The sequence below is a fragment of the Microvirga zambiensis WSM3693 genome (assembly GCF_016735695.1).
Taxonomy (GTDB): domain Bacteria; phylum Pseudomonadota; class Alphaproteobacteria; order Rhizobiales; family Beijerinckiaceae; genus Microvirga; species Microvirga zambiensis.
This window is the reverse complement of record NZ_JAERQD010000075.1, coordinates 1-22,058: the sequence shown is the minus strand read 5'-3', so window position 1 is coordinate 22,058 and position 22,058 is coordinate 1. Positions and strand designations below refer to the sequence as shown.

23 protein-coding genes and 3 pseudogenes are annotated in these 22,058 nt (G+C 65.3%); 14 read left to right on the top strand and 12 right to left on the bottom strand.

Annotation, left to right across the window (positions count from 1 at the left end):
* The coding region (locus tag JKL46_RS30050; RefSeq protein ID WP_201841184.1) for an integrase core domain-containing protein at positions 1–450 on the top strand (450 nt) is incomplete at its 5' end.
* A 34-nt stretch (positions 451–484) separates the two neighbouring features.
* Here the strand turns inward: JKL46_RS30050 and JKL46_RS30045 are convergent.
* From JKL46_RS30045 to JKL46_RS30035, 3 genes and pseudogenes are all read right to left on the bottom strand, one after another.
* Positions 485–634: pseudogene (locus JKL46_RS30045) on the bottom strand (alpha/beta fold hydrolase); the annotation flags it as partial.
* A 260-nt stretch (positions 635–894) separates the two neighbouring features.
* A pseudogene (locus tag JKL46_RS30040) lies at positions 895–1,759 on the bottom strand (alpha/beta fold hydrolase).
* 205 nt (positions 1,760–1,964) lie between these two features.
* A complete protein-coding gene (locus JKL46_RS30035; protein WP_201841181.1) occupies positions 1,965–2,729 on the bottom strand; it encodes an SDR family oxidoreductase in 765 nt (254 codons plus the stop codon).
* Positions 2,730–2,848: 119 nt separating this feature from the next.
* Here JKL46_RS30035 and JKL46_RS30030 point away from each other — a divergent pair, with 119 nt between their 5' ends.
* Entirely contained in the window at positions 2,849–3,775 is a 927-nt protein-coding gene (locus JKL46_RS30030; protein ID WP_201841178.1) for a LysR family transcriptional regulator, read from the top strand.
* A 45-nt stretch (positions 3,776–3,820) separates the two neighbouring features.
* On the opposite strand, the gene JKL46_RS30025 is transcribed toward JKL46_RS30030, so the two are convergent.
* The gene (locus JKL46_RS30025) at positions 3,821–4,180 is read right to left on the bottom strand and encodes an acyloxyacyl hydrolase (protein WP_201841175.1); all 360 of its coding nucleotides are present in this window, start codon (positions 4,178–4,180) and stop codon (positions 3,821–3,823) included.
* A gap of 65 nt (positions 4,181–4,245) precedes the next feature.
* Between JKL46_RS30025 and JKL46_RS30020 the strand changes: the two genes are divergently transcribed.
* From JKL46_RS30020 to JKL46_RS30010, 3 genes are all read left to right on the top strand, one after another.
* Entirely contained in the window at positions 4,246–4,773 is a 528-nt protein-coding gene (locus JKL46_RS30020; protein WP_201841172.1) for a cytochrome P460 family protein, read from the top strand.
* 90 nt (positions 4,774–4,863) lie between these two features.
* Positions 4,864–6,171 carry a family 1 glycosylhydrolase gene (locus JKL46_RS30015; RefSeq protein WP_201841169.1) on the top strand — a complete coding sequence of 436 codons (1,308 nt, stop codon included), beginning with the start codon at positions 4,864–4,866 and terminating at the stop codon, positions 6,169–6,171.
* Between the two features lie 104 nt (positions 6,172–6,275).
* Entirely contained in the window at positions 6,276–6,440 is a 165-nt protein-coding gene (locus tag JKL46_RS30010; protein ID WP_201841165.1) for a hypothetical protein, read from the top strand.
* A gap of 72 nt (positions 6,441–6,512) precedes the next feature.
* Here the strand turns inward: JKL46_RS30010 and JKL46_RS30005 are convergent, their stop codons facing one another.
* Both JKL46_RS30005 and JKL46_RS30000 read right to left on the bottom strand, forming a co-directional pair.
* Positions 6,513–8,129, bottom strand: coding sequence for a DHA2 family efflux MFS transporter permease subunit (locus JKL46_RS30005; protein WP_246529630.1), 1,617 nt, complete (start codon positions 8,127–8,129; stop codon positions 6,513–6,515).
* 30 nt (positions 8,130–8,159) lie between these two features.
* A complete protein-coding gene (locus JKL46_RS30000; protein WP_201841162.1) occupies positions 8,160–9,377 on the bottom strand; it encodes an HlyD family secretion protein in 1,218 nt (405 codons plus the stop codon).
* 119 nt (positions 9,378–9,496) lie between these two features.
* Here JKL46_RS30000 and JKL46_RS29995 point away from each other — a divergent pair, with 119 nt between their 5' ends.
* On the top strand, positions 9,497–10,174 hold the full coding sequence (locus JKL46_RS29995; RefSeq protein WP_201841159.1) for a TetR/AcrR family transcriptional regulator: 678 nt from the start codon (positions 9,497–9,499) through the stop codon (positions 10,172–10,174).
* Here the strand turns inward: JKL46_RS29995 and JKL46_RS29990 are convergent.
* From JKL46_RS29990 to JKL46_RS29980, 3 genes are all read right to left on the bottom strand, one after another.
* Positions 10,163–10,648, bottom strand: a complete 486-nt coding sequence (locus tag JKL46_RS29990) for a MaoC family dehydratase (RefSeq protein WP_201841156.1) — start codon at positions 10,646–10,648, stop codon at positions 10,163–10,165. The two genes, JKL46_RS29995 and JKL46_RS29990, sit on opposite strands and share 12 nt — an antisense overlap.
* Positions 10,649–10,744: 96 nt before the next feature.
* On the bottom strand, positions 10,745–11,524 hold the full coding sequence (locus JKL46_RS29985) for a sulfite exporter TauE/SafE family protein (RefSeq protein ID WP_201841186.1): 780 nt from the start codon (positions 11,522–11,524) through the stop codon (positions 10,745–10,747).
* Entirely contained in the window at positions 11,524–11,760 is a 237-nt protein-coding gene (locus tag JKL46_RS29980) for a YjiS-like domain-containing protein (RefSeq protein ID WP_201841153.1), read from the bottom strand. The genes JKL46_RS29985 and JKL46_RS29980 overlap by 1 nt, the downstream gene beginning before the upstream one ends.
* A 179-nt stretch (positions 11,761–11,939) precedes the next feature.
* Between JKL46_RS29980 and JKL46_RS29975 the strand changes: the two genes are divergently transcribed.
* Positions 11,940–13,283, top strand: coding sequence for an aminotransferase-like domain-containing protein (locus JKL46_RS29975; RefSeq protein WP_201841150.1), 1,344 nt, complete (start codon positions 11,940–11,942; stop codon positions 13,281–13,283).
* A gap of 31 nt (positions 13,284–13,314) precedes the next feature.
* On the opposite strand, the gene JKL46_RS29970 is transcribed toward JKL46_RS29975, so the two are convergent.
* The gene (locus JKL46_RS29970; RefSeq protein WP_201841147.1) at positions 13,315–13,848 is read right to left on the bottom strand and encodes an arsenate reductase ArsC; all 534 of its coding nucleotides are present in this window, start codon (positions 13,846–13,848) and stop codon (positions 13,315–13,317) included.
* A gap of 264 nt (positions 13,849–14,112) precedes the next feature.
* On the opposite strand from JKL46_RS29970, the gene JKL46_RS29965 reads away from it, so the two are divergent.
* The 7 genes and pseudogenes from JKL46_RS29965 (at position 14,113) to JKL46_RS29935 (ending at position 21,048) form a co-directional block, all read left to right on the top strand.
* Positions 14,113–15,435, top strand: a complete 1,323-nt coding sequence (locus JKL46_RS29965) for an epoxide hydrolase family protein (RefSeq protein ID WP_425493330.1) — start codon at positions 14,113–14,115, stop codon at positions 15,433–15,435.
* Positions 15,436–15,490: 55 nt separating this feature from the next.
* On the top strand, positions 15,491–16,132 hold the full coding sequence (locus JKL46_RS29960) for a cysteine hydrolase family protein (protein WP_201841141.1): 642 nt from the start codon (positions 15,491–15,493) through the stop codon (positions 16,130–16,132).
* Positions 16,133–16,204: 72 nt separating this feature from the next.
* Complete coding sequence (locus tag JKL46_RS29955; RefSeq protein WP_201841138.1) at positions 16,205–17,236, top strand: alpha/beta fold hydrolase; 1,032 nt, start codon at positions 16,205–16,207, stop codon at positions 17,234–17,236.
* Positions 17,237–17,284: 48 nt separating this feature from the next.
* Positions 17,285–17,743, top strand: coding sequence for a (2Fe-2S)-binding protein (locus tag JKL46_RS29950; RefSeq protein ID WP_201841135.1), 459 nt, complete (start codon positions 17,285–17,287; stop codon positions 17,741–17,743).
* A gap of 14 nt (positions 17,744–17,757) precedes the next feature.
* Entirely contained in the window at positions 17,758–19,962 is a 2,205-nt protein-coding gene (locus tag JKL46_RS29945) for a xanthine dehydrogenase family protein molybdopterin-binding subunit (protein WP_201841132.1), read from the top strand.
* 61 nt (positions 19,963–20,023) lie between these two features.
* A pseudogene (locus JKL46_RS29940) lies at positions 20,024–20,688 on the top strand (VOC family protein).
* Between the two features lie 129 nt (positions 20,689–20,817).
* On the top strand, positions 20,818–21,048 hold the full coding sequence (locus JKL46_RS29935; RefSeq protein WP_201841130.1) for a hypothetical protein: 231 nt from the start codon (positions 20,818–20,820) through the stop codon (positions 21,046–21,048).
* A gap of 147 nt (positions 21,049–21,195) precedes the next feature.
* Here JKL46_RS29935 and JKL46_RS36465 read toward each other — a convergent pair whose 3' ends face one another.
* Both JKL46_RS36465 and JKL46_RS29930 read right to left on the bottom strand, forming a co-directional pair.
* A complete protein-coding gene (locus JKL46_RS36465; RefSeq protein ID WP_281400185.1) occupies positions 21,196–21,318 on the bottom strand; it encodes a CYTH domain-containing protein in 123 nt (40 codons plus the stop codon).
* A gap of 204 nt (positions 21,319–21,522) precedes the next feature.
* Positions 21,523–21,954 (bottom strand): CHAD domain-containing protein, encoded by a 432-nt coding sequence (locus tag JKL46_RS29930; RefSeq protein ID WP_201841128.1) that lies wholly within the window; start codon positions 21,952–21,954, stop codon positions 21,523–21,525.
* Positions 21,955–22,058: the final 104 nt, after the last annotated feature.

Below are 22,058 nucleotides of genomic sequence, written 5' to 3'. Positions count from 1 at the left end.
CTGGCCATCCGGGTGAACCGCAAACTGAAAGCCGTCGATGTGGTCGATGTTCTCTCGGATCTGTTCATCCTGCGCGGCGTGCCCAAGCACATTCGGTCAGACAACGGCGCGGAGTTCGTCGCCAAGGCCGTCCAGGAGTGGATCGCTGCTGTCGGAGCGAAGACAGCTTACATCGCTCCAGGCAGTCCGTGGGAAAACGGCTTCATCGAGAGCTTCAATGCCCGTCTTCGGGATGAGCTGCTCGATGGCGAGATCTTCTACTCGCTCAAGGAGGCGAAGATCGTGATCGAAAGCTGGCGCCGCCACTACAATACCCTGAGGCCTCACGGATCCCTCGGGTACAAGGCGCCAGCCCCGGAGGTCTTCGTGCCCGCCATGTCCGCCCGAGCGGCTCACCAACCCCAACCAGCACCGCCGCCCGCGCTGGCGTCGAGGCCGTCACTCCATTAACATTCCAACCGGACCAATCGGCGGGGGCGGGTCAATATCCTTCCGCCAGGAAAAACATCATCTGGTTGTCCCAGTCATCGGCACTCAACGGCCAGCCATGGTGGAACATGATCGGCTGAGCGCCCCTGGCACCCCAGTCCTTGTAGAAGATCCGGGTGCCGTCCTTGGTGGTGATGTAGGTCATGGGGATGTGATCCCTTGCCAGGGAGCCGGCCGGCAGGGCCGGCGCCGTCGTCTCGCGATGAGGCTGGTGGCGGGCCAGAGGAGCGTCCGTCGAACCATTCGGGCCCGGTCGCAACGACGGGAGCATCGTAGCAGATTCACCGGAACAAGTCAGCTTGCGGGCGTCCGTTTCGCATCCTGGCCGGCGGAAGACGAGTGAACCAGTCAAGGCATGCCGCCATCACCGTCGGGTCATAACAATCCTCCACGGATCGCCGGCTTTCATCGCCGGGGCGTGAGGAACGTCCTGACCGCAGCCATTGTCGCGGCAGGCTGTTCTTCCATAAGCCAGTGGCCGGCATCGGGAATGACCACCTCCGTCACATCGGTGGCCGCGTTGCGCATGACGATTGCCTCGTACGCCCCGAAGGACTTCTCGCCGCCAATGGCGAGCACAGGCATGGCGAGCTTCGTAGCCACCGCGACCTTGTTGTCCTCGACATCCTGCCGGATCGAGCGGAACTGGGCGAACGCCGCGCGCATGGCGCCGGGGCGGGCATAGAGCCCGGCGTAATGCTCGCGGACCTCCTCGTCGATCTTTGCCGGATCGCCTGCGAACTCGTTCCAGAACCGGTCGAGATAGATCCGCTCCCGCCCCGCCACGAGCCGTTCCGCATCCGGTCCACCGAAATCGAAATGCCACAGCAGCGGGTTACGAACGATCGTCTCCCAGGGCGCGACACCCGGAACGGGCGCATCCATGACGATCAACCTCTCGGTCTTGTCCGGGTAGCGGGCGGCGTAGGCGTAGGCAACCATCGTTCCGATGTCATGGCCGACGATCGCGGCCCGGTCGACGCCGAGCGCGGTCAACACCGCCCGGACATCCGCCGCCTGGGTGCGCTTGTCGTAGCCCTCCGGTGGATGCGAGGAGAGACCCATGCCGCGCAGGTCGGGAACGATCACGTGATGATCACGGGCCAGGTCCGTTGCCAAGGCGGCCCACATATCGCCGGTATCGCCGAAGCCATGAATCAGTACGACCGCCGCTCCGCACATGAAGCGTTGCGCCGTTGGCCTCGATGTCCTGTGTCTGGAAGTTGGCCGGAAAGGATAGAACATCTGCGGCTGCGGGAACCGACAGCATCAGCGCAGCGACAGCTCCAAGCAGAAATCCATGCATCGTGTGACCTCATCGTGAGATGCCTTGAGGCATCCAGTATACCCCTAGGCGTTCGAGCGCGTTCCAGGGTGTGCGAAGTTGCAAGCAGACTGGCGTCGCCGACGTCTGAAGACGGTCATCGCCGGCTCGATCCGATCGCCCAAGTCATGGCGGCGCGGTTGGGTGACCGTCAGGTCCTGGTGATCGAGACGCCGCCGTCCAGCAATGCCGCCGTGCCGGTGACGAAGCTCGCATCGTCCGAGGCAAGGTACAGAACCGAGCGGGCGATCTCGTCCGGCACCGCAACGCGCTTGAGCGCATGCAGGTTGGTGACGAAGGCCTGCTTGGCGGCGGTATCGTTCATGTCGCGATACATGTCGGTATCGACCGCGCCGGGCAGGACCGCGTTGACGCGTACGTTCTGCGGACCGAATTCCGCGGCGAGCGCTTGGGTCAGCCCGATCAGTCCGGACTTGCTGGCGGCATAGGCCGCGACCCCGGGAAAGGCAAAGCTGTAGCCGACGAAGGTCGATGTGAAGATCACCGAACCGCCGCCGCTCTTGACCATCTCGGCAATCTGGTGCTTGGCGGCGAGAAACGAGGCGGTCAGGTTGACGGAGAGGGCTTCCTGGAAGCCCGCCTCCGAAACACCCGTGCTGGGGCCGAGCTCACCGAGGATGCCGGCATTGTTGAAGGCGATGTCGAGCTTGCCGAAGGTCCTGACGGCAGTCGCGACGAGCGTCCCGTGATAGTCTTCCGAGCGGACGTCACCCGCGACGGCCACGGCGCCGCCGCCGGCTGAGCGGATCTCATCGACAAGGCTGTCGAGCTCGCGTTGCCGGCGCGCGCCGACCACGACCTGGGCACCTTCGGCGGCGAAGAGTTTCGCGGTGGCCCGGCCGATGCCGGAGCTGGCGCCGGTAATGATAGCGACTTTGTTGTTCAGGCGTTCCATTGTCCCATCTCCGATATCCGATGCGAGACGTGCGTCTCGTGCGATGACGGCAAGATGGCCCCGCCCTGTCGTTCGGAATAGAATGCAGTTCACGGAACTGGAATTCGGAAATCCGAACGATGATCAGGATCGAAGGAATTGCCGCATTTGTGGCGGCGGTGGAGGGTGGCTCACTCAGCGAAGCGGCCCGGCGCCTGCGCCTGTCAAAATCCGTCATCAGTGAAAGACTGGCAGAGCTGGAAAGGTCGCTTGGAGGACCGCTGCTGCGCCGCACGACGCGCAAACTGGCGCTGACCGAGGACGGCACGGCATTTCTCGACCGTGCCCGACATATCATCCGTGAGATCGACGAGGCGGCGGCCGACATGGCGCAGCGGCGGGGGACGCTCACCGGCCCACTCAGGATCGCCGCACCCGTCACCTTCGGGCGGATGCACCTCGGTCCGGCGCTCTACCCCTTTCTGGCCCGGCATCCCGGAATCGAACTGACCCTCGACCTGGATGACCGGCGGGTCGATGTTTCATCCGGCGGCTATGATGCGATCGTGCGGCACGGTGCTATTGCCGATTCCCGCCTCGTCGCCTGGACGCTTGCGCCCAGTCGTCGGCTGTTGACGGCGTCGCCCGACTATCTTGCTCGCCATGGGATGCCCGCAACCCTTACGGACCTCGATGGTCATCGCGGCATCTTCTACACCAATCGCGGGGTCGCCGACTGGCGTTTCGAGACGCCTGACGGTGCGATCGTCGTCCGGGGCAAGCTGGCTCTCGGCATCAACAATGGCGACATGATGCGCGATGCGGCGATCGCCGGCCTCGGCATTGCGTTGCTGCCCGCGTTCATCGCCGGCCCTGCCGTCCGGGACGGGATCCTTTCGGAAATCGACGTCGGCTTCAAGCCGGAAGCGGAGTTCATCTACATGGCCCATCCCGAGGGCCGCAATCCGTCCGCGAAACTGCGTGCCCTTGCGGACCACCTGAGACGAACCTTTGGCAATCCGCCTTATTGGGATCCGAAGGCACGGGCCGACGGTATTCCGGATTAGACCGGGATCAAATCCGGCCGACCGGGACCGATCGGCCCGGCTCCGTCAGGAGGTATAGCCGACCCGCAGCCCGACATTGGTCAGGCCGCGGTTGCCCGCGCACAGGCCCGCATTGGACAGGTGCTCGACGGTTGCCATCACGCTCCAGTGCGCCGTGACACCGACCCCGAGCGATCCCGCCTCCCGAAACAGGGCGCGGCAGCCGAGGGTATCGCGATGCGGCGTCACCGGATCGGTTCCGTCGCACGGACCGCGCCGCACACGACCCACGCCACTCTCGACGAACGGCGCTGCATGAGCTCCAGCTCGCCGTCCACGAGCGCCAGTTATAGGACAATTTTCTCGCGCAACCCAAGGTCGATGCGGCTCAACCGGTAAGATGACGCTTTTCGATTTGCGCTTCATAATGGGCGTCACCCCGGCGATGAATCGGGGCGTCCTCTCCTTCGGCAAATGTGGAAGGATCGGCCATGCAGTCCAAAGGCAACCTCACGATCGCAATCTCCACGGCAGTGCTGGCCCTGGGCACGGCCGTCTACGCGCAGGACAAATACGCGCTGACTTCGCCGGGCGGCATCGCGTTCTCCGACTTCAGGGGCTACGAGGACTGGGCGGTGGTCTCGTCCGCCCGGACCGACGAAGTGCTCAAGGTGATCGTCGCCAATCCGACCATGATCGCGGCGTACAAGGCCGGCGTTCCGGGCAACGGCCAGCCGTTCCCGGACGGCTCCAGGATCGCGAAACTCCAGTGGAAGCCGAAGAAGAGCACGGAGGCGCCCTTCGTGGTGGACGTGCCGGACGTCTTCTCGCAGGCTTTCGTCATCGAAAAGGACGCCAAGAGGTTTCCGGACAGCGGCGGCTGGGGTTATGCGCTGTTCAACTATGACCCCGCATCCGACAGGTTCGCAGCCGATCCCAGTCCCTCGGATTGCGGACACGCGTGCCATGTGGCCGTCAAGGCCAAGGACTACATCTTCCACCCGTATCAGAAGCGTTGAACAGCGATTTCCACTTGGCCGCTGGATGGACACCATCCCGAACTTGGAGGGTGCCCGATCCGTGCCGTTCCATCATGACGGAGGTCTGCCATGACCGCTTCGACGTTTCTGTTCGCCACGGGGATCGAGAACAGCTATCCGACCATCAACGGGGGCCGGACTCGCATCGATGAGATGGAAAAGTGCGGGCACTACACCCTCTGGAAGACGGACTTCGACCTGCTCGATGACGTCGGCATCAGGGTGTTGCGGTATGGCCCGCCGATCCACACCACCTGGCGCGGGCCGGGGCGCTACGACTGGGACTTCTGCGACGAGACCTTCGGTGACCTCTACCGGCGCAACGTCGTGCCGATCGTCGACCTCTGTCACTTCGGGGTGCCCGACTGGGTCGGCAACTTCCAGAACCCCGACTTTCCCGAGCTCTTCGCCGGGTATGCGCAGGCTTTCGCCGAGCGCTTTCCCTGGGTCCAGCTCTACACGCCGGTGAACGAGATGTTCGTCTGCGCCGCGTTCTCGGCCGCCTATGGCTGGTGGAAGGAGCAACTCGCAAGCGATCGGGCTTTCGTCACGGCCCTGAAGCACATCGTCAAGGCCAACGTTCTCGCCATGGGGGCGATCCTCGACGTCCGTGCCGACGCCATCTTCATCCAGAGCGAGTCCTCCGAGCACTTTCACCCTGACTGCCCGAACGCGATCCCACTCGCCGAGTTCTACAACGCCCGCCGCTTTCTGCCGCTCGACCTCACCTACGGCCGGCGGGTGGACTCGGACATGTTCGTCTATCTCATGGACAACGGAATGGGCCGGGAGGAATACGACTTCTTCATGCGGGCCAACCTCAAGCGGCACTGCATCATGGGCAACGACTACTACGTGACCAACGAGCACCTCGTCTCGGCCAACGGGCACAGCAGCGCCTCCGACGAGGTCTTCGGCTATGCTGAGATCACCCGGCAGTACCACGACCGCTATAAGCTGCCGGTGATGCATACCGAGACGAACGTCAAGGAGGGACCTCGCGGGGACGAGGCGGTCAAGTGGCTCTGGAAGGAGTGGTCCAACGTCCTGCGGGTGCGCAACTCCGGCGTGCCGGTGATCGGCTTCACGTGGTACTCGCTCACCCATCAGGTCGACTGGGACACCGCCCTGCGCGAGGAGAACGGCACCGTCAACCCGCTCGGCCTGTATGACCTGGACCGCAACATCCGGGCTGTCGGACGGAGCTACAAGCAACTCATCCACGACTGGTGCCATGTGCTGCCGGCCCAGAGTATCTGCCTGCAACTGCTGATCAGGGAGCCGCAGGATTTCGACGAGCCGTTCGCCGAACGCACACGAAAGGCCGTGAAGTGGATCTGCGAGAGAACACCCAGCGAGCCTCTCATGGCCCACTAGCATCGATGCAAGCAGCACTGGGGCCAAGTTCGCGCCTCTGGGTGGGTTAGTGAGAGACACGGGTTGATTGTGTGCTCATGTTTGACACTGGCAAGGAGTTCACGATGTTCACCTTGAAACGGTTGCCATGCCTTGTCCTTGGCCATCAATGGCTGGCGCAGGAGCAGGCCGATCTCCTGAACCATCGCCCGACCCGTGTGCCCGCCGTGTCAAGCCAGGTCTGCAAGCGCTGCGGTGCCGAGCGCCAGTTCATCTGCGACCTGGAGTGATGCACCGGCCTTGCCCCGTGAACCTCATGGTTGCGAGCCCGTGCCGGAATTCGTTCCGTGATCGGTGCCGTCTCAATGTCCGCCATCCGTGCCGCTCCCGGCCTCGGCCTTGCGGGCGAAGAGAAGCACGACGGCCGCGATCGCCAGCAACGTGCCGATCACGGCGAAGGTGTCGCTGAAGCCCATGATGAGGGCCTGGCGGCGGACGGTCGCGCCGATCGCCGCGAGCGCCTGATGGTGCGCAGCCGCCGGATCGGCCACGCCATGCGCCATGAAGTACTGGGTCAGGTCATCGATCCGCTGGCGCACCTCGTCGCGGTAGAGCGTGACCGACTGGCCGATGATGTTGGAGTGGAACTGCTCGCGCTTGGTCAGGACCGTCGCGAGCGTCGCGGTGCCCACAGCGCCACCGAGGTTGCGCAGCATGTTCGACAGCCCCGACGCCTCGCCCGCCTCGCTCGGAGCGATGCCGGCGGTCGTGATGCTGCTGAGCGGGGTCAGGACGAGGGCCTGGCCGATGGCACGCACGACATTGGGCAGGAAGAACTGATCGCCCGCGCTGTCCAGCGACAAGGAGATGTTCATGAAGCAGCTCGCGGCGAAGATGCCGATGCCGACGAAGCCGATGTAACGCACGTCGTAACGCTTCATCAGCAGCGGTACGAGCGGGATGAGCAGCAACTGCGGCAGACCCGTCCAGGCGAGCACGTTGCCGATCTGCTCGGCGTTATAGTGCTGCACCTGGCCCAGGTATTGCGGCAGGATGAAGACGGTACCGAACAGCGCGAACCCGACCAGGACGTTGACGAGCACGCCGATGCCGAAGTTGCGCCGCTTCAGGAGGCGCAGATTGACGAGCGGCTTCTGAAGCGTCAGTTCGATGACCACGAACGCGGCCAGGAACACCACGGCCACGATGCCCAGGTTGAAGATGAAGGGTGACTCGAACCAGTCGTCCTTGTTGCCTTCCTCGAGCACGGTTTGCAGCGCCGAGAGCCCGATCGCCATGGTCACGATGCCGGCCCAGTCGCCCTGCCGGAGCAGGGAGAGCTGCATCGGCGTCTTCTCGAGCGCGTAGGCGAGTGCGATGACCATGACGATGCTGGGCGGCAGGTTCACGAAGAAGATGGTCTGCCAACCGTAGTTCTCCGTCAGGTAGCCGCCGATGGTCGGGCCGATGGCGGGCGCGAAGGTGACCGAGATCGCGAACAGGGCGAGGCCGATCGGCTGCTGCGCCTTGGGCAGCTTGGTCAGCACCATGGTGAACGCCATCGGGATCAGGACGCCGCCGGCGAAGCCTTGCAGGCCGCGCATGACGATCATCGAGCCGAGATCGTGCGTGAAGGCGCACGCCATCGAGAACAGCGCGAACAGGAGCGTGTTCGTGATGATGTAGCGCCGAAAGGAGAACACCCGGCTGAGGTAGTCGGTCAGCGGGATCACCACGATCTCGCCGATGAGGTAGGAGGTCGAGATCCAGGCGCCGTTGTCGACGCCGGTGCCGATGCCGCCCTCGATGTTGAGGAGCGAGGCGTTGGTGATCTGGATGTTCAGGATCGCCATGAACGCGCCGATCATGCCGGCGAGGACGGCGATCCAGGAGGTGAGGCTCGCCTTGTCGGACGGGGTGGCGGCCGCCGGCGCGGGGCGGGGAGTGTGCAGTATCATCGTCGGTGTCGCGGTGGACATGACATGTCTCCTGCGTGGGTCGTTCAGGTCCTAGCTGTTGCGGTCGGGAACGGACGCGATGCGCGTGGCCTCGGCCTTGGTGTCGATCGTCGGATAGACCGACATGCCCGGGCGCAGCACGACCGCGAGGGGAGCGCCGGTGTCGAGGACGATCTTCACCGGGATGCGCTGGACCACCTTGGTGAAGTTGCCGGTGGCGTTGTCCGGCGGCAGCAGCGCGAATTCCTGGCCGCTCGCAGGCGAGAGGCTGTCGACGCGCCCCCGGAAGACACGGCCGGGGAAGGTGTCGACCTCGACGTTCACCGGCTGACCGGCGCGCACGTCGGTGAGCTGCGTTTCCTTGTAGTTGGCGACGATATAGGCCGCTTGCGTCGGGACCACGGCCATGAGCTGCGTCCCGGCCTGGACGTATTGGCCGACCCGCAGCGTGCGGTTGCCGATCACGCCATCGATCGGCGTGACGATCGCGGTGTAGGAGAGGTTCAGTTGCGCCTGGTCCTGCACCGCCTCGGCGCGGCCGAGGGCGGCCTGCGCCTGCCCGAGCTCGGCCTGGAGCACGTCGAGCTGTCGCGTTGCGCTGGCGAGGGCCGCATTGGCGCGCACGACCGAGGCACGGGCGGCGGCGATGCGCGCGGCCGCCTGCTGCGCATTCTGAAGGCTGCCGTAGCCCTTGGCGGCAAGCTCGGCGTAGCGCTTGTCCTCCTGCTCGGCGAAGGTCTCGTTGGCTTCGTCGACCGCGATGGTGGCCTTGGCCGCTTCGATCGCCGACTGCTGGGCGGCAATCGCGGCCTGCTTGCTGCCGATGTTGGCCTTGGCGGCCGCGACATCGGCCTCGGCCTGCTCGAGCGCGACCCTGTAGTCGCGGTCGTCGATGCGGGCCAGGGTCTGGCCGGCCGTCACGGCCTCGTTGTCGCCCACCAGCACGGAGGCGATGTAGCCGGGGACCTTCGGGGCGATCGTGGTGCTGTCGGCCTTGACGTAGGCGTCGTCGGTCGAGACGTGGAAGCGCCCGACACTCCAGTACCGCCAGCCGAAGTCCGCGGCGCCGGCGACGGCGACCAGGCTCGCGCCGATGAGCAACAGCTTGCGGACGGAGCGCTTGCGGGGTGAGCTGGCGACATCGCCAGTCGGCGGGGACTTCGGCTCCGGAGTGGGAGCGCGGAGCTCGCGTGGTGGCACCAGGTCGGGCACCGCCTCGGCGGCCGGGATTGCCTTCTCGATGGTGAAGGCTGTCGGATGCTGGGTCATCGTTCGGGTCCTTTCGATCCCGCGAACCCCCAAATGCACTTGGCTTTTTTATGGAAAACTATTATTTTCTAAAATGCGCTTGGCGGCGGCATCCGTCAACGGTATTTTGGAAAATGGTCATGCGACAAAATGAGCATGCTGTCCGACGATCCCGTGGGCGTCCGCCGATCCGCTCCGATGAGGAGACCCGGCACCTGATCCTCGAGGCCGCCTCGCTGGAGTTCCGGACAAACGGCTACGCCTCGACCACGATGGCGGCCGTGGGCCAGCGGGCCGGCGTCTCGACCAAGACGATGTACCGCCTGATCCCGACCAAGGCGGATCTGTTCAAGAGCATGTGCTCCGAACGGATCGGCCGGTTCATGCTGGCCATCGACGAGACCAAAGTCGGCACCCTCGCGCTCGAGGCGGCGCTCGAGCGCATACTGGGCGCGTATGGCACTCTGGCCCTTGATGGCGAAGTCATCGCCATCACCCGGCTCGTCACCAGTGAGAGCGACCGCTTTCCGGAACTCGGGTCGGCCTTCTACGAGGGCGCCTTCCGGCGCACCCGGGAGGCCATCGAGGGCTGGCTCAGGCGGCAATGCGACCGGGGGCTGATCGCCCTCGACGATCCCGGTGTCGCCGCCGATATGTTGCGCGGCATGATGGTCATGGAGCCGCAGCGTGCCGTGATGCTGGGGCAGCGTCCCGCACCCGATGCGGACGAGATCGCCGCGCGGGCCAGGATGTGCGCAAACCTGTTCCTGAACGGCTGCCGTCGCGATCGCACCGTGGCCGGTAGCTCACCGGCCTGAGTCAGGTGCCGAGGTGGACGGGCGCCGCGGAACCACGAGCTTCGACGTCAGCACCTGAACGACTTCGCCGCGCTGATTGCGGGTCTCGCTCCGCAACACCACGATGCCGCGGTCCGGCTTCGAACGGGAGGGAATGATCTCCATGACCTCGCTGACGACATGAAGTTCGTCGCCGGGACGGGTCGGCTTGGGCCACGCGATCTCACCCCCCGCGCCGATGAGGCCGCCGGCGATGGGCGCGCCGCCGCTGACGAGCAATCGCATCGTGACGGCGGCCGTGTGCCAGCCGCTGGCAGCAAGGCCGGCGAAGAGCGATCGGGCGGCGGCGGCCTCATCGAGGTGAAAGGGCTGCGGGTCGAACTCTCGCGCGAACCGTTTGATCTGTTCCGCATCCAGTCCGTGCGATGGGCTCGTGAAGGTCTGGCCGACGTGCAGATCGTCCAGAAACAGAGAATCCCGTGTTTGGTTAGCCATTGGAGCCGGGTCCCTTCATGATCAGGATCAAAGTATCTCCTGGATGACACCACTGCCACATGGGCGCGACCCGCCGCAGACAGAAGCGGTCTCGATTCAAGCGAAATAGCCGGACACACCATCCCACAACAGCTTCAACGCCGTCACGACCAGCAATCCGTAACAGGCCCGATAGAGCTCGCGCTGGTCCAACCTTCCGTGAAACCGCCAACCGAGCCAGACGCCGCTGGGGATGGCGAGCAGGCAGGCTGCCATCAGTTCCCAATCAATACCCGCCGGTCGCACCAGCAGCAGCCACGGCACCGCCTTGGTCGCGTTGCCGACCGTGAAGAACAGGCTCGTCGTTCCCGCATAGACGTCCTTGCTGAGGCCGAGCGGCAGCAGATACATCGCGAGCGGCGGTCCGCCCGAATGCGCCACCATGGTGCTGATGCCCGATGCGACGCCGGCCGCGACCGCCTTCGGTGACGACCGCGGACGGATCGTGACATTCGCGCCGCCCACGAGCCACAGGCCGACGAAGGCCAGGGTAACCGCGGCCATCACGATCGCGATGGCGCGATGGTCGAGAGCGCGGAACAGCAGGAAGCCGAACCCGATCCCGATCACGAGCCCCGGCAACAGCCGTATGAGGTCCGGCTTCGACCATGTCGCGGGCTTCCAGTAGCGCAAGGCGAACAGGTCCATCGCCACCAGCAACGGTGCGAGAAGGCCGCCGGCGGTCACCGGATCCATCACGGTCGACAGCAGCGGAATGCCGACGATGGAGAAGCCGCCGCCGAACGCACCCTTCATGAAGCAGATCAGGAAGACGCCGGCAAACACGACCAGGATCGTGGCCGCCGTCAGCTCCGGCGCGGCCGGGACGGCGATCATCATAGCCTCGTCCGGTTCGGAGCCGTCATGAAGCCGCGGACCGCCGCCTCGATCTCGGAATAGGCGAGGCCGATGTCCCGGAGTGCGTCGTCATCGAGGTCGCGGAGGTGCGCTATGGCCGCGCGATCGACGAAATGGCGCCTGATCCGCTTCCAGTAGGCGGTGGCCGTCCGAAGGCTTGAGCCGGGGCTCGTCGCTGCGGCAGGGTGGATGATCGTCGAAAGGGTTGCGGACATGTCTGGTCTCCAGGGCTTGCTTCGCGGCAATGCGGCGCCGTCGGCGTGAGCACCTCGTGCGCTACCGCCTGGTCCTTGGCCACGAGGCTCAACGCCATTCCCGGTACAATCGGGTTGATGCAGGCAGAATGCTCCCCTATGATACTCGGAGCAATCAAAACATTGCTCTCGGTGCAATTATGTCGACATCCGAATACCTGAAGCTGGCCGACACCATCGCCGCGGAGATCGCCGACGGCACCCTCAAGCCGGGCGACCGCTTGCCGCCCCAGCGCAGCTTCGCCTACGAGCGCGGGATCGCAGCCTCCACGGCGAGCCGCGTCTATGCGGAGCTGCTGCGCCGCGGCCTCGTGGTCGGCGAGGTCGGCCGGGGCACCTTCGTCGCGGGCGAGGCCAAGCAAGGCGTAGCGGCGCCCGGCGAACCGCGCGGCATCCGGATTGATCTGGAATTCAATTACCCGTTGCTTCCCGATCAGACGGCGCTCATTGCGAAAAGCCTGGAGGGCCTGGAGACATCCGAGGCGCTCGATGCCGCCTTACGACAGGCGACCAGCGTCGGCACGCCGGCGGTCAGGAGCGTCGCCGCCAAACACCTGTCGCAGTGCGCATGGTCCGTCTCCCCGGAGCAACTCGTCTTCACGGGCAACGGCCGGCAGAGCATCGCCGCCGCGCTCGCCGCGGTCGTTCCCACGGGCGGCCGCTGCGGCGTGGAGGCCCTGACGTACCCCTTCATCAAGGGGATCGCCGCCCGGCTCGGGATTGCGCTGGTGCCGCTGGCGATGGACAAGGACGGTGTCCTGCCGGACGCGGTGCAGAAGGCGCACCGTGAGGCCCATCTCTCGGCCATCTACGTCCAGCCGGCAGTCCACAATCCCCTGGGAATGACGATGCCCGCAGGCCGCAGGACCGATCTCGTGCGCGTCGTCGAGACGCTCGACCTTCCGGTGATCGAGGACAATGTCTACGGCTTTCTCGACGACGAGCCGCCGCTTGCTGCGCTCGCGCCGGACTCCTGCATCGTCATCGACAGCCTCTCCAAGAAGATCGCGCCCGGCTTGGCGCTTGGCTTCATCGTGCCGCCGCAGCGGCTGCGTGAAAGCGTGAGGACGTCGGTCCGGTCAGGCGGTTGGACTGCCTCGGGCTTCGCCTTGGCCGCGGCGGAGCGGCTGATGAATGAGGGCGTCGTTGCCGAGCTCTCGCGACTGAAGCGCCTCGATGCCCGCGCACGTCAGAAATTGGTGGCCGATCGGCTTTCGGCCTTCGAGATCCAGACGAACGAAAAATCCTACCATCTGTGGCTGATGCTGCCGGCCCATTGGCGCTCGCAGACCTTTGTCGCGGCCGCGGCCCGGCGCGACATCGCGTTGACGCCGTCCACAACCTTCGCCGTCACGCCGGGCCATGCCCCGAATGCCGTCAGGCTGGCGCTGGCGGCGCCGACGATGGATCAGCTCGATACTGGTCTGCATACCCTGGCCGCGATGCTGAATGCCCGGGAAGACGATTTCGATTGGACCGAATGAAGGCGCGGACCGCCCATGCTGATCCGTCCGCTCACTGGATGGTCTGCTCGTGGGCAGGGCGGACATCGGGATCGGACTTCCCGATCTCCCGCAGGCTTTCCTCGAGAGTGAGTTGATCGATGGATCCGATCGGGAGCGCCAGCAGGAGTTCGATCCGGCGCCGCAGCATGCGATAGGCGTCATCGAAGGCGAGCGCGATCTCGGCCTCGGATCCCGTGGCGGCCTTGGGATCGGGAACGCCCCAGTGCGCGGTCGTCGGATGACCCGTCCAGACCGGGCAGGGTTCATTGGCCGCGCTGTCACAGACGGTGAACACGAGATCCATCTGCGGTGCGACGGGTGTGGCGAACTCATCCCAGCTCTTCGGGCGCAAGGCCGAGGTGTCGTGGCCGAAGTTGCGCAGGAGATTGAGCGCGTAGGGATTGATGCTGCCGAGCGGCCGGCTCCCGGCGCTGTAGGCGCGGAACCGGCCCCTGCCGAGATCGTTCAGGAGCGCCTCGGCGAGAACCGAGCGGGCTGCATTGGCCGTGCAGAGAAACAGGACGTTGTGGACGCGATCAGCCATGGACGGGTTCCCTCGAAATCGGCAGGTCGTGCGATGGACCTTTCGGTATTCCGGCGCCGGTGGGGCCTGGGGTTCGGTTGCACACCTAAGGTATAGGGCTCGCGATCCCAATGTCCCTTCGCTTGTCACCCAGTGTCAGAGGCGTATCCTGTTCACTTGCATTAAGTCGTGTGTTCGACCAGGCTCCCAAGAGGCCGCTTCCGGTCCCTAACCCTTGTCGGCGTCGCTCCTGTACCGCGTGGTTTGTTTCGACCGCCAAGGAGAATGACGATGTCCCGCCTGATGCCTCCTGTTGCGAAACTCCTCGCCATGTCGGCAATCACGCTCGCCGTCGGCTGGCCCCCGGCGTCCCCGGCCGCGCAAACCGCTCCGGCCGGTGCCGTGAGCCAGGACACCGCGATCCGACCGTTCCAGGCTGCAATACCGGACGAGCAACTGGCCGATCTCCGCCGCCGCATTGCGGCGACACGCTGGCCCGACCGGGAGACGGTCAACGACCAGTCGCAGGGCATTCCACTCGCGAAGCTCAAGCCGCTCGTTGCGTATTGGGGCAGCGATTACGACTGGCGCAAGGCGGAAGCGAAGCTGAATGCCTACCCGCAATTCGTGACCCGGATCGACGGCGTCGACATCCACTTCATCCATGTCCGCTCGAGGCAGCCGAACGCCTTGCCAGTGATCATCACCCATGGCTGGCCGGGCTCGGTGCTCGAGCAGCTCAAGGTCATCGGCCCGCTCACGGATCCGACGGCCCATGGCGGCCGCGCGGAGGACGCGTTCGACGTGGTGATCCCGTCGATGCCGGGCTACGGCTTCTCCGGCAAGCCGACGGACACCGGTTGGGGGCCCGACCGCATTGCACGAGCCTGGGCGGAGCTGATGAAGCGCCTCGGTTACACCCGCTATGTCGCCCAGGGCGGCGACTGGGGCTCCCCGGTCTCCAGCGCTTTGGCGCGCTTGGCGCCGTCCGGCCTGCTCGGCATCCACATTAACCTGCCGGCGATCGTCCCACCGGAGGCGGCTGCGGCGCTCGCGGTCGGCGGGCCTGCGCCGGCCGGACTGTCCGAGAAGGAACGCATGACCTTCGACGAGCTCAGCGCAGCAGCGAAGATGGGGAATCGGTCCTATGCCGTGATGATGGGGACGCGGCCGCAGACGATCGGCTATGCCGTCACGGACTCACCTGCCGGCCTCGCCGCCTGGATGCTCGGGCATCCAGGCTTCACGAAATGGACCTATGACGGCAGCGATCCCGAAAAGTCGCCGGATGAGGTCCTGGACGAAGTCTCGTTGTACTGGCTGACGAACACCGCGACCTCGGCCGGGCGCCTGTACTGGGAGACGGGCGGAGGCAGCCCTGCCATTGCGGCGGGACAGAAAACGGACGAGATCTCCTTGCCGGTGGCGATCACGGTCTTTCCGGGCGAAAGCTATCGCGCTCCGGAGACATGGGCCCGGCGTGCCTATCGCAACCTGATCTACTTCCACGAGGTCGACAGGGGCGGCCACTTCGCGGCCTGGGAACAGCCCAAACTGTTCAGCGCCGAGCTCAGGGACGCGTTCAGGCCACTCCGCCAATCGAACTGAAGGCGTCGACTTCGACAGGGCGAGAACGTGATGATCAATCCGCGGGAGGTTCTGAATGACGAGACCAGCCTACGACCCCACCCGGACCGGCTTGCTGTTCGTCGATCCCTATAACGACTTTCTCTCCGAGGGCGGAAAGCTGTGGCCGCGGGTGAAGGACGTCGCGGAGCAGGTTGGCCTGATCGACAACCTGAAGGCCATCGTCGCGACCGTCCGAGAGAGGAACATCCAGGTCTTCATCGTGCCTCATCATCGCTGGGGCCCTGGAGACTACCGGCGCTGGAAGCATGTCAATCCCTCTCAAATCAGGTCCGGCGCAAGCCAACTCTGCGCCGTTGGCACCTGGGGCGGCGAGTGGCATCCGGAATTCGGGCCGCGCGAGGGCGACGTCATCATCAAGGAGCATTGGGCCCAGAGCGGCTTCGCCAACACCGACCTCGACCAGCAGCTCAAGCAGCACGGGGTCGAGAGAGTGATCCTCATTGGCCTGATAGCCAACACCTGCATCGAGTCCACCGGCCGCTTCGCCATGGAGCTGGGCTATCACGTCACCCTGGTCACGGATGCGACGGCCGCCTACTCGCCCGAGATGATGCATGCCGCGCACAAGCTCAATGGGCCGACCTACGCCCATGCCATCCTGACCACCGCCGAATTGATCGCGTCATTACATGCCGAGGCGAAATCGGTTGGCTGAGTTGCTCACCGGAGCTCATCACCGGGGAAGTCCGGGCAGCTTTCACATCTTTGCGCTTGAGGAAGGAAGCCAATGTCCGCAGGAGCCAACCATGAGCGTCGCCGCTTGCTGAGCCTGATGGCCATGACCGTTGCAGGCACTGAACTCCTCACGATGGGTTCGGCGCAGGCCCAGGCGGACGGGGCACGCGGGCCGGGCACAAACATGCCGTTCGGGCCGCTGAAGCAGATCGATGCCGGCGAACTGAACGTCGGATACGCGGAAGCGGGGCCAGCCGATGGTCCCGTGGTCCTTCTCCTGCACGGCTGGCCCTACGACATTCACAGCTTCGTCGATGTCGCCCCGATGCTGGCATCGGCGGGTTACCGGGTGATCGTGCCTTACCTGCGTGGGTACGGCTCGACCCGCTTTCTGTCCGGTGGAACGTTTCGCAACGGTCAGCCGTCGGCACTCGCCGTCGATATCATCGCACTGATGGATGCGCTTAAGATAGAGAGGGCGACGCTTGCCGGGTTCGATTGGGGAGCGCGGGCGGCCAACATAGTCGCTGTGCTCCGGCCGGAGCGGTGCAGGGCGATGGTATCCGTCAGCGGTTATCTGATCGGCAGTCAGGAGGCCGGCAGAATGCCGCTGCCGCCGAAGGCCGAGCTTGAATGGTGGTACCAGTTCTATTTCGCGACCGAACGCGGCCGCGCCGGCTACGACAGGTATCGGCGCGAGTTCGCCAGGCTCATCTGGCAGCTCGCGTCGCCGAAATGGGCGTTCGACGAGGCCACGTTCGCGCGCAGCGCAGCGGCGTTCGACAATCCGGATCACGTCGCCATCGTGATCCACAATTACCGTTGGCGGCTTGGCCTGGCGGAAGGGGATCCGGAGCACGACGCCCTGGAACGGCGCCTTGCCGCCTTTCCGGCCATCGCCGTGCCGACGATCACGCTGGAAGGTGACGCCAACGGCGCACCTCACCCCGATCCGACAGCCTATGCGGGCAAGTTCACCGGCAGGTACGAGCACCGCCTGATCACGGGCGGGATTGGTCACAACCTGCCCCAGGAAGCGCCGCAGGCCTTCGCCAGGGCCGTGGTGGATGCTGATCGGGCATGACTGGGAAAGCACTGGCGTTTGCCGCGAACGGCGGAAGGTAAGGACCCCATGACCTTCATGATCAAAGTCAACGGAAACATGCACAATGTCGAGGTCGAGGGTGACACGCCGCTTCTCTGGGTGTTGCGCGACGTGCTCGGCATGACGGGCACCAAGTTCGGCTGTGGCATGGCGCTCTGCGGCGCCTGCACCGTGCACGTCGATGGTGCCGCCACGAGGTCTTGCGTCACCCCGGTCGACAGCATCGGCAACTCCGAGATCACGACCATCGAGGCCATCGGCGCGACGGCCCTGGGCGCCAGGGTCCAGAAGGCCTGGCTCGATCGCGAGGTCGTCCAGTGCGGCTACTGCCAGTCCGGCCAGATCATGTCCGCCATGGCGTTCCTGGCCGGCAACCCGCGCCCGACCGATGCCGATATCGACGACGCCATGTCGGGCAACATCTGCCGCTGCGGGACCTATCTTCGCATCCGCGAGGCAATCAAGCAGGCCGCGGAATCGATCTGACACGGAGGCTGACCATGGCCCTCAATCACGCGACATCCCGCCCAGCCGATCCGGAACAGGCCGGCTCGGTGTACCAGCTCTCCCGGCGCAGGTTTCTCCAGGTTGCCGCGGCCGCCGGCGGAGGCTTGATGCTGAGCCTGCGCCTGCCGTGCGCTGACAACGCGGCCGAAGCGGCTGACTCCAGCGAGTTCGTGCCGAATGCGTTCATCCGCATCGGCGGCGACGGACGCATCATCCTGACCATGCCCTACGTCGAGATGGGCCAGGGTACCTATACCGCCATCCCGATGCTGATCGCCGAGGAGCTGGAGGTCGGGCTGCACCAGATAACGCTGGAGCATGCGCCGCCGGATGAGCGGTTGTATGCCAATCCCCTGCTTGGTGTGCAGGCGACCGGCAACTCGAACGCGATCCGCGCCGCCTGGCAGCCGCTGCGCCAGGCTGGCGCGACTGCCAGGCTCATGCTGGTAGAGGCTGCGGCGAGGCGATGGGGTGTCGATCTGGCGTCCTGCCAGGCCCAGGCCGGTGAGGTTCATCACTCCCCGACGGGAAGACGGAACACCTACGGCGAATTGGCCGCCGATGCCGCCCGCATGCCGGTGCCCGAGAACGTCGTGCTCAAGCGTCCCGGGGAGTTTCGGCTCATTGGTACTCCGGCCAAGCGTCTGGACACGCCGGCGAAGGTCAACGGAACGGCCGTCTACGGTATCGATGCCCGTCCTCCGGGGGTCAGGATCGCCACCCTGGCCCAGTCGCCCGTCTTCGGCGGCCGCCTGAAGAGCGTGGACGACACCGCCGCCATGGCGGTCGCGGGCGTGCGTCAGATCGTGCGGCTCGACGATGCCGTTGCCGTCGTGGCCGATCACATGGGGGCGGCGAAGAAGGGATTGGCGGCGCTGTCGATCGAATGGGACGACGGTCCGCACGCCGCGCTCGACACCGATGCGATCATGGCCGAGCTCGAACGGGCGACGCTCCGATCCGGTGCGGTGGCGCAGGACACCGGAGATGTCACTCAGGCCATGGCGAGCGCCGCCAGCAGGATCGAAGCGTCATACCAGCTTCCGTTCCTGGCGCACGCCACGATGGAGCCGATGAACTGCACGGTCGATGTCCGCCCAGACGGGTGCGAGATCTGGGTCGGCACCCAGGCCCTCGCACGGGTGCAGGCCGCGGCGGCGAGCACTGCCGGACTGCCGTTGGACAAGGTGGTCGTCCACAATCATCTCATCGGCGGCGGATTCGGACGGCGCCTCGAGGCCGACGGCGTCGCGCGGGCGGTGCAGATCGCCCGGCAGGTCGCGGGTCCCGTCAAGGTCGTCTGGACGCGTGAAGAGGACATCCAGCACGACATGTACCGACCTGCCTGGTTCGACCGGATCTCCGCTGGCCTCGACGGGAAAGGCAGGCCGGTCGCCTGGAACAATCGCTTCGCCGGATCGTCGGTCATTGCCCGGTGGCTGCCGCCAGCGTTCAACAACGGTCTCGATCCCGATACCACCGAAGGCGCAATCGACCTGGCCTATGATCTTCCGAACGTCCACGTCGAATATGTACGGGTGGAACCCCCAGGTATCCCGACCGCCTTCTGGCGCAGCGTCGGACCGTCGCACAACGTGTTCGTGACGGAAAGCTTCATGGACGAGCTGGCAGCAGCGGCCGGGCAGGACCCGGTCGCGTACCGGCTCGCCCTTCTCGATCGGGCCCCACGGGCCAAGGCGGTGCTGGCGCTGGCGGCGGACAAGGCCGATTGGGGGCAGCCATTGCCGGACAGGACGGGGCGCGGTGTCTCGCTGCAATCGGTTTTCGCGACCTATCTGGCCCAGGTGGCCGAGGTCGAGGTCTCGAAGGACGGCGAGGTCCGCGTCCGACGGGTCGTCTGCGCGGTCGATTGCGGCATCGTGGTCAATCCCGATACCGTCAGGGCCCAGATCCAGAGCGCCGTCATCTTCGGCATCACGGCGGCACTCCATGGCGCGATCACACTCAAGGACGGACGGGTCGAGCAGGCGAACTTCGACACCTACGAGATGCTGCGGATGAACGAGGCGCCGATGATCGATGTCCATATCATCCAGAGTGCCGAACCACCCGGCGGGATGGGCGAGGCGGGAACCTCCGCCATCGTGCCCGCGGTGACCAATGCGATCCATGCGGCGACGGGCAAGCGCCTGCGGCGGCTGCCCGTCGATCCTGCCGTGTTGAAGCAGCCGGCGTGAGCGTGGCTCACGAGTGGCCATGCGTCGTCGTTCCCTTGGCATCCAACCGAAGGAGGCATTCATGAGCGATACCGATACCCAGGTACGCGACAGGCCCGCAGCAGACGCTCCAGGCCCGCAGGCGGTCGCCTTGAAGCTTGAGGTCATCGTCATCCCCGTTGCGGATGTCGAGCGTGCCAAGACCTTCTACGGTGGATTGGGATGGCGGCTCGATGCCGACTTCGTCAAAGGCGATGCATTCCGTGTCGTCCAGTTCACGCCCCGGGATCGCCGTGCTCGATCCACTTCGGTATGGGCGTGACATCGGCGGAGCCGGGTTCGGCACAGCGAATGTATCTCGTCGTCGACGACATCGCGGCGGCGCGCGCCGATCTCGCCGCTCGCGGCGCCAATGTCAGCGAGGTGTTCCACCGCGCGGCGATCGGGGAGGGCCCATTGAGCGGACCGGACCCGGAGCGGCGCAGCTACAACTCGTTCGCCACGTTCAGCGATCCGGACGGCAACGGCTGGCTGTTGCAGGAGGTCACAGCGCGGCTGCCCGGGCGCGTGGACGCGGAGAGCACGCCATTCATCTCCGTGGCGGATCTCGCGGCCGCACTCCGCCGCGCTGCGTCCGCGCATGGGGAGCACGAGAAGCGAACCGGTGGGCAGCACGACGAGAACTGGCCGGACTGGTACGCGGAGTACATCGTCCAGGAGCAGGCCGGCAAGCCGCTGCCGTCGTGAGCAGGTCGCAGGGGGCAACCGCTTGTTGGCGAGCGCAATCCAAGCGATCCATAACCGGGTTACGGAAACGGAGTGAATCCGTCATGGCGTCCGGCTATGCTGGCACGAGAATCATGAAGGGGCCTCGGAATGGCGTATGAACTGCAACGGCTGGCCCCTGGCAGCTACGACGTCCTCCGGCACGGGACCGTGATTGCGAGCCTCGTGAATAACGGGGGCCATTCCGCGACGACGACGTGGACTGTTGAGCTGTTGGAAGAAATGCTCACCGTCGAGCTGCCGACACCCTTCACCGAGCCGGAGCATACCTTCGACAGTCTCGGAGCCGCCAAGAACTGGTTGGGCATCGCGGTTCGATAGGAACGGACGGAACTTGAGACGACCATCGCTTGGACCGGGACGGTGCCGCCGTCGGACCGGGCACCGAGACGCTCACTTCGCTCGTTCCGAGCACTCACGTTCGTTTGATGTTTCATCCTGGGGATTGTCCACGAGCCGCGAGTTCCGCTACCGCTGATCGTGAGTGACTTCCTCGCTCACCCATGATGGCAGGTCGACCGACTGATCCGGATGCTCCAGCTCGACCTCGGCGAGGATCAATTCCTCGTTGTCGCCCGCGAACTCATCCACATGCCAGACGACCGCCTCATGCGCAGGGTTACACGACTGGAAACCGACACGTGAAGATTGTGAGGATCGAGAGAGCGTCGAAGCGGCACATCCCCTGAAATCGACCTAGGCAAGCCGCTTGGCAGACACTAAGCACGCCCTCCGCTCGCTCCCGCTCCGTGGCAACAGCGCAGCCAGTGACGGGTAGCGGTTGGACGCGCCCGATCAGCCCCAGAACGGCTTGGCCCGTTTGAATGTCTTCCAGGCCGCCCCCAACGCGTCATCGGCCAGGGTAGTGCCCCGCGCTTGCCAGCCGAGAATGAACCCCGATGCCTTCTCGAAACCGACGGCATTCACGGCTGCCAGTTCACTCAGGAACTGCTTAGCAGTCACGGCATCGTTGTGGGCACCGAGCAGATCTTGCAGCTTCGAAACCGTGCGCAGGTAACCCTGTTGGTCCCGGCGACGGCCGAACAGTCCGCGGTAAAATTCGGCGCCGTAACGCAGGTTCTTCAGGGCGATCCGCACGTCATGCCGCGCCTCGTCGGACAATTCCGTCAGGTTCTTGCCACGCTTCAGCGCGCGGTTCCTGAGTCGGTCCAAGGTCTGTGTTGCGAATTCCTCTATCGGCGCGGTCAACTGAGGAAGGCGTGACACGGGCGATGCTGTTCACCGAGAACCCGGCTGTGTTTCGGCATGCAATGTTGACCCTCTGAGGTGGGGGATCGGCGTCCAAAATTGCCCCCTGCGGCTGTCACGCG